Origin of the sequence: Lactobacillus rodentium, from assembly GCF_003423665.1 — a bacterium.
In the GTDB taxonomy this organism is placed as follows: Bacteria; Bacillota; Bacilli; order Lactobacillales; family Lactobacillaceae; genus Lactobacillus; species Lactobacillus rodentium.
The window spans coordinates 32,724-48,891 of the sequence record NZ_BFBY01000001.1 but is presented as its reverse complement, the minus strand read 5'-3'; the positions used below and the strand labels follow the sequence as shown (position 1 = coordinate 48,891).

General features: G+C 31.1%; 16 protein-coding genes. 7 read left to right on the top strand and 9 right to left on the bottom strand.

What is annotated here, in order from left to right; all coding sequences use genetic code 11:
- Nucleotides 1-46: 46 nt before the first annotated feature.
- Nucleotides 47-493 (bottom strand): hypothetical protein, encoded by a 447-nt coding sequence (locus tag LrDSM24759_RS00245; RefSeq protein ID WP_117117341.1) that lies wholly within the window; start codon nucleotides 491-493, stop codon nucleotides 47-49.
- 91 nt (nucleotides 494-584) lie between these two features.
- The gene (locus tag LrDSM24759_RS00240; RefSeq protein WP_117117340.1) at nucleotides 585-1,031 is read right to left on the bottom strand and encodes a nuclear transport factor 2 family protein; all 447 of its coding nucleotides are present in this window, start codon (nucleotides 1,029-1,031) and stop codon (nucleotides 585-587) included.
- 161 nt (nucleotides 1,032-1,192) lie between these two features.
- Between LrDSM24759_RS00240 and LrDSM24759_RS00235 the strand changes: the two genes are divergently transcribed.
- Nucleotides 1,193-1,840: a histidine phosphatase family protein gene (locus LrDSM24759_RS00235; protein ID WP_117117339.1), complete on the top strand. Its 648-nt coding sequence runs from the start codon at nucleotides 1,193-1,195 to the stop codon at nucleotides 1,838-1,840.
- Nucleotides 1,841-1,913: 73 nt separating this feature from the next.
- On the opposite strand, the gene LrDSM24759_RS00230 is transcribed toward LrDSM24759_RS00235, so the two are convergent.
- Nucleotides 1,914-3,713, bottom strand: a complete 1,800-nt coding sequence (locus tag LrDSM24759_RS00230) for an FtsX-like permease family protein (RefSeq protein WP_117117338.1) — start codon at nucleotides 3,711-3,713, stop codon at nucleotides 1,914-1,916.
- A 1-nt stretch (nucleotide 3,714) separates the two neighbouring features.
- Nucleotides 3,715-4,461 carry an ABC transporter ATP-binding protein gene (locus LrDSM24759_RS00225; RefSeq protein WP_117117337.1) on the bottom strand — a complete coding sequence of 249 codons (747 nt, stop codon included), beginning with the start codon at nucleotides 4,459-4,461 and terminating at the stop codon, nucleotides 3,715-3,717.
- A 284-nt stretch (nucleotides 4,462-4,745) separates the two neighbouring features.
- Between LrDSM24759_RS00225 and LrDSM24759_RS00220 the strand changes: the two genes are divergently transcribed.
- Nucleotides 4,746-6,185, top strand: coding sequence for an APC family permease (locus LrDSM24759_RS00220; RefSeq protein ID WP_117117336.1), 1,440 nt, complete (start codon nucleotides 4,746-4,748; stop codon nucleotides 6,183-6,185).
- Between the two features lie 56 nt (nucleotides 6,186-6,241).
- On the opposite strand, the gene LrDSM24759_RS00215 is transcribed toward LrDSM24759_RS00220, so the two are convergent.
- On the bottom strand, nucleotides 6,242-7,654 hold the full coding sequence (locus tag LrDSM24759_RS00215; protein WP_117117335.1) for a zinc ribbon domain-containing protein: 1,413 nt from the start codon (nucleotides 7,652-7,654) through the stop codon (nucleotides 6,242-6,244).
- A gap of 144 nt (nucleotides 7,655-7,798) precedes the next feature.
- Here LrDSM24759_RS00215 and hflX point away from each other — a divergent pair, with 144 nt between their 5' ends.
- A complete protein-coding gene (hflX, locus tag LrDSM24759_RS00210; protein WP_117117334.1) occupies nucleotides 7,799-9,079 on the top strand; it encodes a GTPase HflX in 1,281 nt (426 codons plus the stop codon).
- A 39-nt stretch (nucleotides 9,080-9,118) separates the two neighbouring features.
- On the opposite strand, the gene LrDSM24759_RS00205 is transcribed toward hflX, so the two are convergent.
- The 3 genes from LrDSM24759_RS00205 to LrDSM24759_RS00195 all read right to left on the bottom strand — a co-directional run bounded on the left by LrDSM24759_RS00205 (nucleotide 9,119) and on the right by LrDSM24759_RS00195 (nucleotide 11,894).
- Nucleotides 9,119-10,315, bottom strand: a complete 1,197-nt coding sequence (locus LrDSM24759_RS00205; protein WP_117117333.1) for a L,D-transpeptidase family protein — start codon at nucleotides 10,313-10,315, stop codon at nucleotides 9,119-9,121.
- Nucleotides 10,316-10,414: 99 nt separating this feature from the next.
- Nucleotides 10,415-11,119: a C40 family peptidase gene (locus tag LrDSM24759_RS00200; protein ID WP_117117332.1), complete on the bottom strand. Its 705-nt coding sequence runs from the start codon at nucleotides 11,117-11,119 to the stop codon at nucleotides 10,415-10,417.
- Between the two features lie 220 nt (nucleotides 11,120-11,339).
- A complete protein-coding gene (locus LrDSM24759_RS00195) occupies nucleotides 11,340-11,894 on the bottom strand; it encodes a guanylate kinase (RefSeq protein ID WP_117117331.1) in 555 nt (184 codons plus the stop codon).
- A gap of 92 nt (nucleotides 11,895-11,986) precedes the next feature.
- Here LrDSM24759_RS00195 and LrDSM24759_RS00190 point away from each other — a divergent pair, with 92 nt between their 5' ends.
- The gene (locus LrDSM24759_RS00190; protein ID WP_117117330.1) at nucleotides 11,987-12,301 is read left to right on the top strand and encodes a DUF2187 domain-containing protein; all 315 of its coding nucleotides are present in this window, start codon (nucleotides 11,987-11,989) and stop codon (nucleotides 12,299-12,301) included.
- A 105-nt stretch (nucleotides 12,302-12,406) separates the two neighbouring features.
- Nucleotides 12,407-13,957 carry an O-antigen ligase family protein gene (locus LrDSM24759_RS00185; protein WP_117117329.1) on the top strand — a complete coding sequence of 517 codons (1,551 nt, stop codon included), beginning with the start codon at nucleotides 12,407-12,409 and terminating at the stop codon, nucleotides 13,955-13,957.
- Nucleotides 13,958-13,985: 28 nt separating this feature from the next.
- On the opposite strand, the gene LrDSM24759_RS00180 is transcribed toward LrDSM24759_RS00185, so the two are convergent.
- Entirely contained in the window at nucleotides 13,986-14,615 is a 630-nt protein-coding gene (locus LrDSM24759_RS00180) for an LVIS_2131 family protein (protein WP_117117328.1), read from the bottom strand.
- Between the two features lie 152 nt (nucleotides 14,616-14,767).
- Between LrDSM24759_RS00180 and nrdI the strand changes: the two genes are divergently transcribed.
- Entirely contained in the window at nucleotides 14,768-15,226 is a 459-nt protein-coding gene (nrdI, locus tag LrDSM24759_RS00175) for a class Ib ribonucleoside-diphosphate reductase assembly flavoprotein NrdI (RefSeq protein ID WP_117117687.1), read from the top strand.
- A 2-nt stretch (nucleotides 15,227-15,228) separates the two neighbouring features.
- A complete protein-coding gene (locus LrDSM24759_RS00170) occupies nucleotides 15,229-16,167 on the top strand; it encodes a ribonucleotide-diphosphate reductase subunit beta (RefSeq protein WP_117117327.1) in 939 nt (312 codons plus the stop codon).
- Nucleotide 16,168: the final 1 nt, after the last annotated feature.

Genomic DNA, 16,168 nt, shown 5'->3' with positions numbered 1-16,168 from the left:
TATCATTGTACAAAGCAACAGCTAAAGAATTAAATATTATGAACTTTTATTTATGTAAATCATCAAAACGTTTTAATTGTTGATCATCATATTGTGGTGTTTCACTATCTCGATATGGATCAAATCGATTCATATTAGAAGCAAAATGTTGAACATAACTAATTTGGTTTTGATCATTCCATTTCACAAGTGATAATCCTTCCAAGTGTATTACATCACCATTTTTTTGTTCATCAACAAACCAATGAATAATTGTTTCCTTTTCTAAATGAATAAAATGATCAACATCCCACTTTTCAATACTAGCCCGTTCATTCTTTTCACTAAACCAATATTGTAGTTCAAGCAACCCATGATATTCTGGGCCCCAACTACGAATATAATGCACGTCGGGTGCAAAAACCTTTTCAATTCCTAAGTTGTTTTTCTCAGTCCAACTTTTAGTCCACAAGGCAATTAATTGTTCACGTTCTTTTTCTTGTTGTGATGTCATAATTACACCTTCTTTTTATCAGGGATCCAAAATCAGTGCTTCTACTTTTATTGTATAGAGCAGTAAGATAAGTGTTAAATATTTTGAATTTTTACTTGCGAAATTTATCAAGCCAGTTTAACTGTTGCTCTGTATATACCGGGGATTCACTTGAACTATAAGGGTCTGAACGGTGTATATTACAAAGAAAATCTTGAACAAAAGATATTTGATTATTCTTATTCCATTTTAAAATTGACAAGCCTTCTATTTTTTTGCCATTGCCAGTCTTATTTTCATCTTCTAAAAACCAGTGAATAATTGTTTCATCGTCATTATGTATAAATCGATCAACTTCCCATGATCTTATAGTTCCACGATCATTTTGTTCATTAAACAAATATTCTACTTCGAGTAAACCATAATATTCGGGGCCCCAACTGCGAATATAATGAACATCGGGTGCAAAAACTTTTTCAATCCCTAAATTATCTTTTTTCTTCCAGCTGTTAAGCCATAAATCAATTAGTTCCTCACGTTTTTCTTCCGTTGCAGTCAAACATTTTCTCCTCTCTTTATTAACTGTAATGGTGTTTAAATACGAATAAATGGTATTATTAATCATTAGGAGAATATAATAAAATTTTGTAATTATTATTATATTAACTGGTATTAATTATTATATCAATACAATATCTATTATTTAATTTGAGGTTATCAATGAAAACAATCTATCTTGTTCGACATGGTCAAACAATTATTAATAAATACGATAAAATTCAAGGATGGTGTGATACGCCATTAACCGATAAAGGAATTGCGGATGCCAAACATGCTGGGGAAGTTTTAAAAAATATTCCTTTTGATATTGCCCTTTCTAGTGATTTAGGACGTGCAGTTGATACATGTGATTATATAATAGAAAAAAATTGTAATCATTTAACTTTACAACACATTGCTAGTCCATTTTTCCGTGAACAATTCTTTGGCTTTTTTGAAGGCATGAATTCTGATGAAGCCTGGCAAATGATTGGTGGCCCACATGGTTGTCCTCGTCGCCAGGAACTATTACTCAAAGAAAAAATGAGCGTAATCAAAGATTATATTCATGAGGCTGATCCTTATCATGATGCTGAAGATAATAAAGCATATTGGAAACGGCTAGACAAGGGATTTAAGCTAATCAAAGAACTGGATGGTGCTGAAAATATTTTATTAGTAAGTCATAGTATGACTATTAGAAGTATCGTTAGTCGCTATGCCCCTGAAATCCCCTTAGTTCCAGGTCCAGCAAATGGTTCAATTACGATTCTTAAAATGAATGATAATGATATTAAAGTGACCGAATATAATAAAACTGAATTTTAACCAAGCAAAAAAATGTCTTTCTATTTAGAAAGACATTTTTTGTTTGAGAATTATTTTGAATTTTACTAAATATTTATTTGATCTTTTTTAACACAATACTCTGATACAACTTAACCGTAATTAAGTAGTAGATTAAATAGCAAATCAGAAAAATACTGAAAGGTATCCAAATATTATTATATGGATGGGCTAAAAGTGATTTAAAGAATTGAAGGCCAAACAGTACATCTAATACACCTAAAACTGCCGGTAAAGCAAATAGAGTGCCAATCTCCCAATTAATAGAGGTTTTTAATAATTTGTTTCTAGTGCCCATTTTCCAAAGCATAACATATCTTGGCTCATCACTGTTGGCCCCACTTAGTACTTTAAACATTAAGGTTGAGGCAAGCATTGCTAGAAAGGCAATCCCTAAGAAGAAGCCCATAAATTCAAAGCCAGAAGCAATATTTAAAATTAAACGATAACTTGCTGCCTTAGAGGAGTTTAATTGCTCTTCCACATTTTTACCTTTTGGTACGGCAAATTTTTGTAATTTCTCTACATTATCAAAGTTTTTTTTGAAATCTTTAACGCGTAATAAAATAGTTTCATTGGAATTTTGTTTTATTTGATCATACTTAGTTTGTGAAACTACTTTAATTTCCTTTTGATAAGGGATATATTCGGCAAATTCATAATAAGCACTATTTTCTGGCTTAATATCATTAGGAGTTATTTTTTCAGTTTTATACTTAATTTCATCAGTTTTGCCTACAAAAGCATTTCGTTTCAAATTAGCATTCTTTATTTGAGCAGATGAAACATAAGCATATTTTCCGGCAATTTTATAAGTCACCTTAGTTTTAGATGTCACAACTACTTTTTTCAATTGTTGCTTGGTCTTTTGATTCTGATTAAAGAGTACAACATCATAATAAGTTGATTCCATTTGTTGATCAGTAATTTGTTTAAAGTTAAGACCAACAGTAATTGCTCCTAGGGCTAAAGCAAAAAGTAAAGAAACGATTGAAAGAATTCGAGTATAACTATTAATCCTGAATTTCAATTGTCCTAAAGTAAATGAATGTAATTTACTATACTTAAACTTCTTATTTCTACGTAATAAATCAATTAATAGTATAAAGAAAGAATCAAAAACAAAGTAAGAACCTAAAACAATCGTTACTAAGGCCAGGGGAATTGAATTAAGAACTAGAGTTGAAACATTTGCCATAGCCCAATAACCAACCCTAAGTAAAATAATTCCTAAGACTGCTTCAATAATCTTTAAAGCAATATTTTTTCTTGCTTTAATTGGCTTTTGGTTTTCTTTGAGTAAGTCTATTACATTTGCTTTGACCAACTTATGGCGATTCCATAATGCTGCTAAGAAGAATAGAATTACAAAGAATATTAAAGTCCATAACAATGCTGGTAAATAAAAACCAATAAAATGAGTGATAGATAGGCCCAATTGAGTAATCAAAATATTCGATACTACTTGGGTCAATCCAATTCCTATTAATTCACCAATAATGGTAGAAATTAGTCCCACCAAAAAGGTTTCAATAAATATTAGATGACCGATTTTACTTGAACGAGCCCCAAGCATCATATACATTGCATAGTCTTTTTGCCGCATACTCAGTAAAAAGCTATTAGCATAGATAATGTAAATAAAAGTAATTAAAGCTAACAGAACAATTCCAAAACCATAGACACACTGAGTTGTTGAAAAAGCAATTGCTACATTTCCTTTTAAAAAGGAGGGATTCGTTGCCAAGGTCATAAACATATAAAAAATTGCACTAGCTAAAGTTAACCCTGAAAAAAGTACTAAATAGTCTTTCCACCGACTTTTTAAACTAGTAAGAGATAATTTCCACAGCATTCTATCTTCTCCCTAATTCAGTAATAATTTCTTGATAAAATTCCTCACGATTTTTGTCGTTTCTATTTAACTCCTTACCAATTTTTCCATCTTTAATAAACAGAATTCTTTGTGCATAAGAAGCAGAATAAGGATCATGCGTTACCATCAAGATCGATACTTTATCTTTTTCATTTAAATCTTTCATAGTTTCTAATAATTCAGTTGCACTATCTGAATCTAACGCTCCCGTAGGTTCATCCCCATATAAAATTGAGGGATCGTGCACCAATGCTCTGGCGGCCGCAACTCTTTGTTTTTGTCCACCTGATACTTCAGCCGGATATTTTGCTAGTATTTCTTTAATTCCTAATCTACTAGCAATCTTATCTACTTTTGGTTCAATCTCTCTACTTTTCACATTTTGCAAAGATAAGGGCAACGCAATATTCTCTCGATTAGTTAAGTTATCTAAAAGATTAAAATCTTGAAAAATAAAACCAATTTCTTGCCCTCTAAAATCAGCCATTTGATTTTTATTTAAATCAGTAATATCACGTCCGTTAATTAACACTTTTCCACTAGTAGGTTGATCAAGTGTAGATAAAATATTTAAAAGTGTTGTTTTACCTGATCCAGAGGCACCCATGATCCCAACAAATTCTCCTTGCTCGACATCAAAGGTAATTCCTTTTAGGGCCTCATATTTCTTTTCGCCCCTTTTACCATAAACTTTTGTAACATTATCAACTTGTACAACTTTAGTCATTTTTTTACTCCTATTTTAAAGATATAGTGTATTACTTAACTACTACACTAGATAATAATTAAAAAAATAATTTTTGTAAAGTCAAATTTTTAGCTTTAAAAAATCTTAATTATTTTGTCTATCTAGGATATAATTACACAAGTAATTACTAGAAAGGTACAGTTGTTAATGCTTCAGCAAGAATTAAAGAATTTCTTTTCTGAACTTTTTTCATTTTATTATTTCAATCCACCACCTTTTTTATTTAAAAGAAAAAACTAATAAATTAAAAAAGGAGTATAGCAGTGGATTCTTTTGATACAGCACAAAAAAGAAAACAATTAACTTGGCCAGTCATTGCCCTCATGGATTTCGTAACTGTGATTGGCTTTGACGACATTATTTATAACTTTCAAAATCAAGGACTAGCAGTTGTTAGTGACTGGATTTTATTATTAATTTTATTTGTTATTCCCTATGAATTAATTGTGGGACAATTAGGTTCAACTTTCTCTAATGACGGTGGTGGACTATCTTCTTGGATTAGACACACCTCTGGGGACAAAATGGGTTACATTACTGCTTGGTGTTATTGGGTAGTTTCATTACCATATTTAGTTGATGTTGCAAACTCAACCGTTGTTTCATTTGCATGGCTTTTTAAGGGACATGCCTTAAGCGATGCAGAAATGAGTAATTGGGGCTTTGCACTTTTAACAGCATTAATCTTTGTTATCTTCATCTTTTTCCAACACCGTTTTGCCAATACCCTTCAATGGCTTGGAATTATTGGTGGTGGGGCAATGTTTATTATGACGATTTTATTCGTTATTATGACTGTCGTTTATTTAGGCGAAGGTCGTCATATTGCAACTCAGCCTTTCCACTTTAAGAATTTCTTACCAACCTTTAATATAAAATTCTTTATGTCCTTAGGTCTTTTGATTTTTGCCATGAATGGCGCAGAATTCATAGCACCATATGTTACCGAAATGAAAGATGGGCCTAAGAACTTTCCTAAGGCAATGTACATGTTAGCAATTATGACTGCTTTCTTAACTATTTTCGGATCTTTCTCTTTAGGTGTATTCTTTAATGCCCATCACTTACCAGACGACCTGAAAATGAATGGTTCTTACTATGCCTTTCAGGCCATGGGGAATAAATTTGGTTTAGGTAATTTCTTCCTTTACCTCTTTATTGTTACACAAGCTCTTTATATGATTGCTCAACTTGCAATCTTAGTTGATGGTGGAGCAAGAATTTTCCTATCAGATACTGCGAAACGTTACTTACCAAGACAATTAACCAAAACTGATAAAAATGGTTTACCAATTAATGGTTACTGGTTAACGACAGGTATTTGTTCCGTACTTCTCTTCTTAAGTGCTACCTTACCTTCGGTTAATGATATTTTTAATCAATTACTTAACTTAAATGGTATTGTTTCACCATACGTAACGGGTCTTTTATTCTGGGCCTTCATTAAAGTTCGTGCCAACCAAGATAAATTTAACTCTGAGTATGTTTATATCAAGAATAGAACCTTAGCTTTAATCGTTGGTTGGTGGTGCCTAATTGTAACTGTAACTGGTGCAACATTCGGTATTATTCCAATTGATGCTAAGTTTGGTAGTCCAACTTGGATTCACATGTTAATTCTTAATATTGTTGAACCTTTAATTATGATCGGACTTGGAATTATTTTGCCACTAATTGCTAAATGGCAAAGGAATCACAATTAAATTGACTAAATAAAAACGATCTCATTCGAACTGAGATCGTTTTTATTTATCATTTATTAGTCATCAGAATCTTTACTAATATCTTTATTGGAGATCATTTTTGATTTTCCAAGATCCTTTATTTGATACTCTGGATTATCATTAGAGCCATTATTTTGAATAACACATCCATCCCATTCGATTGTTTGCTTATTAGTTTTATCTTCAAAATCGAATTCATAAGAAACTTGAAAATCGATGGTAGATTCATTTTTACCGGTAAGATTAATATTCAATATTTTAACTGAACAATCACTTATACTTTCAAAGCCATCCATATCACTAGTTTTCTTCAATGCATCTGCAATTAAACTATAAGCACGACTATCTTTACCATCTACAAAGGCATCTTCATCAGGATTCTCAGTATTCAACACCCTAGTTAAAAGGTCTTCTGCGTCTGATTTAGTAATCTGGCCCGCAAATTTTGGCTCTAAAGTAACTGTTTCATCATTATAAATTTGATTTTCAACATTTTTTATTATTTCGGATTTTACTTTTTTACCATTTACAGTAGTTTCAACATAAAGACTCATATTATCAGTAACAGGATAATCTGTAAATTTAGCAGTTCCTTTTTTATCTAATTTTCCGGCCTTTTCGCCATTAATATAAACTACTCCGTTAGGAACGCTCTTAACTTTAAAGCTCCCTGTTTTAATATCCATATTAATGTTAGAATTTGATTTAATTTCTTCATTAAGAGTAGCTGTTAAAGTCTTACCATGAACTTTAGAACGGATTTTAATTGAATAAGTTCCTTCAAGAAGAGGTCCAATTTTATGTGAGTAGTTATCTGAACCATCACTACTTACTTTACCAACACTCTTACCATTCACATAAATTGTTGAATTTGCATGACTCGTAGTAACAGTTGGATTATAAGTTGGCACTTCTAATTTATATTTTGGAAAGAACAAAAGACTTTTTCCATCTTCAATCAACGTATAGTCACTGTAAGTACCATTATTTACTAAATCATTTTCTGTTTCTTGAACATTAGCTACATTTTTAAAGTAATCTCTTAAAGATTTACTATTATCTTTAGTTACATTAACAGCAGGATCCTCAGGTTTAATTACTTTACTTACATCACTACTTGTTCTTAATGTGTTAACAATACGATTTACCTGATTTGCCTTTGAGTAATACCAATTACCAATTCCAGCAAATAAAATAATAATTACTAAGACTACAGCTGCAACAATAATTTCTAACTTTGTTTTTTTAGACATCGGAGTTTTATTCTTTATTACTGCAGTTCGAGATGGGCTTACTTGAGCAGGCTGTGGAGTTATTTTTTCATTGGGCTTCGTAGTCTGTGCAGTATCTGCTGGTTTTTCTTTTTTTAATTTTGTACCACAGTTAGGGCAAAAATCTGCATCATTTTTAATAGGATGTCCACAATTTGGACAAAATTTTTTATTCATTCTTTATCCTCCAAAATATTTACATCTTCATAAATAATACCTTATTAAAAACTTAAATTAAATGGTAAAACTGAAATCGTTTGCTTTTTTAGTGGAGAACCTCTATAATTTCTCTAATTAAATAGGGTATAGCGAGGTGAAAAAATGATAAATACTAAAGAAAATAAAATAAAGGCTTATCTTGCGGGGGTTAACTTAAATGATCCTAACTTTGATTACTATATGACGGAATTAGGAGAACTAAGTAAGGCAAATCAAATGGAAGTTGTAGGCCAAACTAGTCAAAATGCCGACAAACTAGCTGCAGGAACTTATTTTGGCTTGGGAAAAGTTAATCAAATTAGAGCGGCAGCACAAGGATTAAAGGCTAAAGTTTTAATCATTAATGACGAATTAACACCTACTCAAATAAGAAACCTTGAGAAAATGACAAAATTACGCGTTCTTGATCGTACTGAATTAATTCTTGAAATTTTCTCAAATCGTGCAAAAACTAGACAAGCTAAACTTCAAGTCCGTTTGGCTCGGTTACAGTATGAATTTCCTAGATTACATCCTTCTGAAAATAATCTCGATCAACAACGTGGTTCTGGTGGAAGCAATGGTGGCTTTGCTAACCGTGGTTCCGGTGAAACAAAACTTGAATTAAATCGAAGAACTTTAGGTAAACAGATCACTGCTATTAAAAAAGAATTGAAAGATATCTCAAAACAGGAAAATATTAAAGCTGCCCGAAGAAATAACTCTCGTTTACCTAAAGTGGCATTAGTAGGCTATACTAATGCAGGTAAATCTACTACTATGAACGAGTTATTAAAAGTATTCAGTGATACAGCTAACAAAAAACAGGTCTTTGAAAAAGACATGCTCTTTGCTACTTTAGATACAAGCGTTCGGCGCATCGAATTAGACGATAAATTAAGCTTTATTCTTTCAGATACAGTTGGTTTTATTTCAAAACTTCCCCATAATTTGGTTGAGTCTTTCAAGGCAACCTTACAAGAAGCTGAAGATGCAGATTTACTTATTAACGTTGTTGATAGTTCTGATCAAAATATGATTCAGATGATTAAAACTACACAAAAAGTGCTAAAGGAATTAGGTATTACGGAAATTCCAATAATCACTGCTTACAATAAGGCAGATTTAACAGAGCGTAATTATCCACAAATTGAAGGTGACGATATTCTTTATTCTGCAAAAGATCCTGTCTCTATTCGCCAACTTGCTAATTTAATAACCAAACGCATTTTTGCTAATTATGAAGAAATCAAATTAAAATTACCCTTACAGGCAAGCAAAATTGTGGCTCATTTACATGAAAATGGGCAGGTTCTAAGTGAAGACTATAAAGAAAGTGGAATATATATGACCGTTCGTCTTCCAGAAAGAGACATTAAAGAATTAAAAAAATATCTAATCTAAAAAATGACAGGTCATTTGACCTGTCATTTTTTAATCTTACTATTGATAAACAATAACTGGCTCGTATTGTTCCACTACATTCCAAACTTGTTTTATCTCACTTGGACGAATATTTACACAACCATGTGATCCTCCAGCAAGATAGGCAGTTTTACTCCAATCTGTTCGCCAGCTTGCATCATGAAATCCACAACCACTTACTGTAAATGGCATCCAATACTGAACTGGGGATGAATAAGAGCTACCATCATCATTTTGGCCCTTTAATACACTTGGAGATTCTTTATATTCAATGTACCAAACCCCAGTTGGAGTGGCATTACTTACGATATCTTTGGTATTTCCAGTTGCTGTACCAGTAACTACATCATCAAGTACTAAAACTTTTTTACCATTCTTATAGAACCAAACCTTTTGTTGATTAATTGAAACAACAATATAAGTATGACCCAAACCGTGATTACTCATTCCATAACCAGTACCATATGTACTAAATCCTAAGCCATAAATATAATCTTTCCCATTAATAGAAGCAGTTCCTTGAGCCAGAGCCTTCTCAATTGCTGGGATCAAATGTTTAGTGTTAATTGCCCAACCATAACTTTCATTTTTTACAGTAATAGTTTTTCCAGTTGGTAACTTAAAAGGATATTTCTTGTGAAAAGTAGTTACTTTTTTATTAATACTTTCTATCTTTTCTTCTAGTTTTTTCGTATTACCAAAATTATATTTTCCATCTTCATAGGTAACTTTTTTAAAGTATTCATCACGCTTAAATTCATATTCATGACCATCAATAGTATATTTCACACTACGATTTTTGATACTATTAAGTTTATTTTGAGCAGTACTTAAATCTTTATTTTCAAAATTCCAATTTTTATTAGATGGATATTTAGTAAATTGCTGTTTAAAATATTTAGAAACCTGTGACTTAGTAACTACTTTTTCCCCAGAATGAGATAAAGTCACCTTATCATTTACTAAAGTTGCTTTATCGTTGGCTTTATTATTAATTTGTTTAGTAGCTTGCTTTACTGTCAACTTTCCTACAGCTATACCATAAATTTTTACATTTTCGTTAAAGTGAGTTTTATTAAATTCTTCTGCCTTTTTTGTATGTGCTGCAGAAATATTTTTATAAATTAAGAAACCAATTAAGAACAACACTACTATACTAGCTAGTGTAATTATTAAATTAGTATAATCTTTATTTTTCCCTCTACGAGTAGGCATTTTATCCAAACTTTCTAAAAATCATTAAAAATTCAATGCTACTCATTATAACACAAAAAAAGGCCATTGCAGTTGCAATAGCCTTTAATTAAATTCAAATTAGTTAAATACACGTACACCGTATGATGGGTAGAAGTAACTACTAATAGTAGCAATTTTAACACTTTGACCTGGTTGTGGTGCATGAATGTATTGGTTGTTACCAAGGTAAATACCTACATGGTAGTTACCCCAGAATACTAAATCACCTGGTTGTAATTGACTTACAGAAACACGTTTACCAGCATTTAATTGTACATAAGTTGTACGGCCAATGTTCTTACCAGCACCTTTAGAAAATGCATAAGAAGTTAAGCCTGAGCAGTCAAAACTATTAGGACCAGAAGCACCCCATACGTAAGGTTTACCAATTTGTGCTTTTGCTACATTGATAACAGCTTGCACTGATGAAGTGTTAGCAGTTGATGCAGATGCAGCTTGAGTTGAAGCATTCTTATCTACAGTATACTTAGCCATAATCCATTGGTTTGCACCTAAATCGTACCAAGTATTACCTTGTGAATCCTTAGTAGTTTTGATTACTTTATAACTATCACCATGTTTTAAATATTGACCAGTAGTATGACCACCTTCGTAGTTATTCCATACGGCAATACCATAACCAGGAACGTAATTAATAGTTACTACTTGTTGAGTTGCAGCCTTTACTTGAGCTGCAGGCTTAACAGAGTTAGTTGCGGCTACACCGGTCAGAGTTAAAGCAGCTGCAGCAGATAACTTAATAACGTTTGATTTAAAATTCAAAATAAATTCTCCTTCAAATAAATTGTTAATATTTTATTAGTAGCGAAAATGTTTATCAGTTGCTACGTTTTGTATCTCAATTGACAACTGTTATTGTAGGATGCAATTATTACAACGATGTTACAAAATTAAACCGAGCTAGTTACAATTAGGAACTTTAAATCATATTTTTTGTAATGTAATTGCTTTCATTGACATTAAAATAGCATTTTTCTGTTAACTACTTTTCTAATGAAGTTATTAATTTATCTAATTTTTCTTTTGTATCAGCCAGATTATCATTAATTATATAATGCGCAAACCTTTCTAAATTTGGTTTTAGCCTTAAATCACGTTTGTATTCTTGGCTATTTATTCTCTTTTCTATTTCTTGAACATCATCACCACGTTCAATCAATCTCTGCTTTAAAATTTTAGAATCACTTACAGTTAAATAAAGAAAATATGCCTTATTACCTAACTTATTTAAATATGATGCAACTCCTTCAGTTTCTACTATTAAAGTAACCAGATCATTTTTTCTCCATGCCTTTTCTAATGCTTCTCTACTTGATCCATATTGATAATCACCATATTTAACATGCTCAAAAAAATGTAATTTCTTAAAGGTATCATCCGTTTCAAAATAATAGGATTTTCCGTTTATTTCTCCAGTCCGCATTGGTCGCGTAGTATGAGTAATAACGCGCGGAATATTATATTTTTTATATAAATAATCTGTTACTGTTGTTTTCCCTACACCACTAGGACCAGCAATAATAATAATTCTTTGCAAAATATGTCTCTCCCGCTTGAAATTTATATGTATCTATAATAGTATTTCACTATTGTAGAACAAAACAGTCCAGATAGAAAAGGGAGTTTATAATGAAAAAAGCTGATGTAAAATTAGGTGATATTCTCGGCGCAACTTCTGAAGAAGAGTTGAAGCATCCCTTCGAAGGAAAAGTAGAAAAAATTTATGATAATTCTGCTCTTCTTGCAATTACTTCATATGATTCTGAAGATGAAACCGCAGTTAGTGATTTAAACCATAAGATGGTAATTAATTTCAAAAAACTAAAAAAAGTTAAAAAACCGGCTCAAACTAAAGTAGCTTCTACAAATGATGTAAAAATTTCAAAGGTTTCACCTGATAAGGATAGTAGTAAAGAAAAAGATACTAAAAAAACTAAAAAGTAATTTTAACTTTTTAAAAGTGAATCCCAAGATTCACTTTTTTTGTTCTATCTTTTTTATAGTATAATTTTTAAAAGTATCCCAGATTTTATTAGTGGAGTTTTTAAATTGCAAAAAAAAATAAATCGCGTTTTATTTTGGTTTATCCTAATTCAACCCTTTTTAGAACTAGATTGGTTCTATAAAGGGCGTTTATCTACCATTTTACCTTTCACAATTCCTACTATCATTCGTATTGTAGGTGTTTTTGTTGTCTTTTTAATGTTTTTTAGTCAAAAAAATAATTGGCAAAGATTGCGAAAGCAATGGTGGGTTATCACCTATATCATTTTATTAATTATTTATATTTTTCTACATCTTTACCATGTCCGACCAGCAAATTTTCATGCCGTAGATCCTAGTGGCTATGGCTATTCAACTTTTGGAGAAATTTTTTATCTTTTAAGAATGATCCTACCAATTATCATTCTTTATATTACACGTTATACCCATTTTTCTGAAAAGCAGTTTGAACACCTTATTCAAACTTTATCTGGACTTTTTTCATTAACTATTATACTAACAAACCTATTTGTACACTCTTTAACTGCCTATGGGTCTTATGGCGTAAGATGGATTCATGCTAATATCTTTGCATGGTTTACCTCTAATAATTATGCCTATTTTGAACTTGCATCTAAAGGTTTCTTTTATTTAGCAAATACTATATCGGCAATTTTATTTTTCTTAATGCCGCTTATGCTTTATTTTCTTTATAAAGATTTTAAGGCCCTCAATATTATTCTTGTAGTTGCTCAATCACTAGCTATGTTAATGCTAGGAACCAAGGTTGGAGCCTACGGTTTATTTATTGACTTTATTGTATTTTTTATTTTCTACTTAGTTCACTTATTTATTTTGAAAAATATTAAAGTGAACAAAAAATTTCTATTAACTCTTGTGCTTGTCATTTTAGGTTCTAGCCTAATCGTTCCACATAGTCCAATGTTTAGACGAAATACTTACGATATCGGAGTGGCCGACAACAGAGGTAAAAAGGCTAATATCAAAAAATCCGATGATATTTTGAAAAAAGATCTAAAGAAGTATAGCGGAGCTAAGAGAGAAAAAGTATTAAAACGTTTTATTAAAAAACATTATTATGCTTATTCTTTAAAAAAAGGATTTGTATTAAAAGGTTATTCTTACAAATATGATCCTGACTTTTGGCTAGAAATTATGAAAAGTCCAGTTGATGAACGCCTTAATTACCGGCATTTAGAAATAAAAATGTTAAATAAAGTGGTGGCTAATAATCATAATAAATATGATAAATTTTTAGGAATTTCATATATCAGAGAAAACAATATTTTCCCACTAGAGCGTGATTTTCTTGCTCAATATTATTCAACTGGAATAATTGGAGTACTGTTATTCCTAGGTATCTATATTTACGAATTATTCTATCTTATTTATTCTTGGTTTAAATCAAAGGCAAATCGTCAGTTTATCAATACGATAATTTTAATAGCCCTAGGTTTTATTCTAACGGCAGCCTTTTATTCAGGAAATGTTATGGACTATCTAACTGCTACCCTAATTATGGCTTTTGTTTATGGGTATGCACTTCAATTGGTTGATAAATCAAAAGCAAAAAAACTTAATAATTCTGATAAATAAAAGCGGTGAGACAATGTCTCACCGCTTTTTAGTCTTTAATTCGTTTAACAAAAGTTTGATCAGGAATTCTAATTAAATAATATCTTGTCGCCATTTTCCCTGAATGAAGACTAATTCCGTTATACCAGTTCTTTTTATAAGTAGCTGTGTAAATTGCTACATAGGCATTCTGATATTGCTTATCAGCCTTTTCTAGATCTTTTTTAACATATGGAATAGCTGCTGCTTCTACAGACATTGGGTCTTTACCATCAGAAATTGAAGCATAATTATTGCTTACCATAATTCGTTCTTTATTACTATAAAACTTATAATTTTGTCGAGGAGCTGATTTACTATTAGAGCTTGCTACCACATAATATGATTGTTTATTATCAGTACTCATAATTAACGGTTCATATTCAACCTTGCTCGAAATAATATTCTTATTTTCTAAATCTGGTTTAGTAAAGAAGGTTAACATTACCATAAAAATTGTTGCGATAAAAAAGATAACAATTTCTATCGTGTCAATAATTGTAGTCGTCCATGTAAATCTTTTACGATCACGCACAATCATTAACAAATGACGTTTGCGGATATTTTGAATAATAAATACTAAATAAAGAATAATAATTAACCAAGCCAAAATTCCTAAAATATTCCAACCAATAGTCACAATAATTACCTCCTATCCTTTAAAATAAGTATACGGTATGACGACAAGTTAAGCTACTTTTATATTTAATATATTAATTTGACATTTTAAAAAAACAACATCAAAATAAAGATGTCAGTTTAATGTTTTATTATTTAGTTAGGCATGTAAATATGGTTGCAATAGCTTATTATACAATAACGGGGCAAACTGAACAGTTTATCAATAAAACTGGTCTAGTTGCCCATAAAATTGATGATATGAAACCAGAATATCAAATGGGAGAAAAATATATTTTAGTGCTCCCCTCTTATCAGGATTTTATGATGGATTCTGTAGTTGATTTCATAACATATAAAGACAATAAAAAAAATCTAATTGGCCTAATTGGCTGTGGTAATCGTAACTTTAACGATTTATTCGCTCAAACTGCAAAAAAAATCTCAGCAACTCTCAACATTCCAATTTTGTATTTGCTTGAATTAAGTGGTAACTCGACAGATGTTAAAAATGTAAAACAAATTATTAATAATCTATCCCAAAATACCAGCAATTCAGGTAATGATGTTAAAAAAGTTAACCGTCCTAATGAAATAGGAAATATTAGTTTTTTAAGTGATTATAGGCAATAACAATGACTAACATTTATTTTAAACCGTTTGATTGGAAGTCTGGTAAACAGACTGTTGTTGATAATTCTGCATGGTCGCGTTTAAACGATATCATTTATGAATCACGCAGAGTTCCAATACGAAAAGATACTAAAGAATTTTTACAATTACCAAAGGTACAACAAGATGCATTACTTCACAGTTTTGCTTCGCTTTCACTAACCTCATCGTTACAAATGGAAAAAGGTGTTAGATCAGTACAAGAAGTAGCTACTACGCCAAAAGAAACGGCTGTTTTTAATGCATTTCAGTACCTTGAATCTCTTAATAATCGAGCTTATAGCTATATTATTGAAGAACTCACTAGAGGTTCTGACCGAAAAGAGATCTTTGATTGGGCTGTTAATAATGAGTATTTACAAGACAAAAACTATCATTTGAATTCCATTTATGAATCTGGAGATGCTCTTCAACGTCTTGCTTTAATGACTTTAATTAACTCAGGCTTGTATCATTCAGCATTTTTTGCACCTCTATATCTCTTTGGACAAGGTCATTTACCACGTACTGCTGAGCTAACTAAAGATGCACTACGTGTTACCTCTTTTAGTGGAATGTACTCAGGTATTAAGTTTAGAGACCGTTTTAATACCTTATCACCAAATAAGCAAAAAGAGGTTAAAATTTGGGTAGATAACTTACTTAATACTGCCATGGAAAATGAAGTTAAACATATTAACTTACTTTATCAAGATACAGGATGGAGTGACATCGTAATCAACTATGTCAAATATAGTTTAAATAAGGGATTATTAAGTTTAGGACTTGAAAATAAATACTCACAAACTATAGATGATATCGATCCCATTATTAAACAAGGATTAGTTGAAAATGCAGATGGTGATGATTTCTTTTTCTATGCTAATAAACATGCCATTACTCATATGAACGAAATCAAGTAAA

Bases quoted from the DNA above. Each gene is read 5' to 3' on its own strand.
- LrDSM24759_RS00235 (WP_117117339.1), top strand. From the start codon at position 1,193: ATGAAAACAATCTATCTTGTTCGACATGGTCAAACAATTATTAATAAA.
- LrDSM24759_RS00225 (WP_117117337.1), bottom strand. From the start codon at position 4,461: ATGACTAAAGTTGTACAAGTTGATAATGTTACAAAAGTTTATGGTAAA.
- LrDSM24759_RS00230 (WP_117117338.1), bottom strand. From the start codon at position 3,713: ATGCTGTGGAAATTATCTCTTACTAGTTTAAAAAGTCGGTGGAAAGAC.
- nrdI (WP_117117687.1), top strand. From the start codon at position 14,768: ATGGTTGCAATAGCTTATTATACAATAACGGGGCAAACTGAACAGTTT.
- hflX (WP_117117334.1), top strand. From the start codon at position 7,799: ATGATAAATACTAAAGAAAATAAAATAAAGGCTTATCTTGCGGGGGTT.
- LrDSM24759_RS00190 (WP_117117330.1), top strand. From the start codon at position 11,987: ATGAAAAAAGCTGATGTAAAATTAGGTGATATTCTCGGCGCAACTTCT.
- LrDSM24759_RS00215 (WP_117117335.1), bottom strand. From the start codon at position 7,654: ATGAATAAAAAATTTTGTCCAAATTGTGGACATCCTATTAAAAATGAT.
- LrDSM24759_RS00170 (WP_117117327.1), top strand. From the start codon at position 15,229: ATGACTAACATTTATTTTAAACCGTTTGATTGGAAGTCTGGTAAACAG.
- LrDSM24759_RS00205 (WP_117117333.1), bottom strand. From the start codon at position 10,315: ATGCCTACTCGTAGAGGGAAAAATAAAGATTATACTAATTTAATAATT.
- LrDSM24759_RS00245 (WP_117117341.1), bottom strand. From the start codon at position 493: ATGACATCACAACAAGAAAAAGAACGTGAACAATTAATTGCCTTGTGG.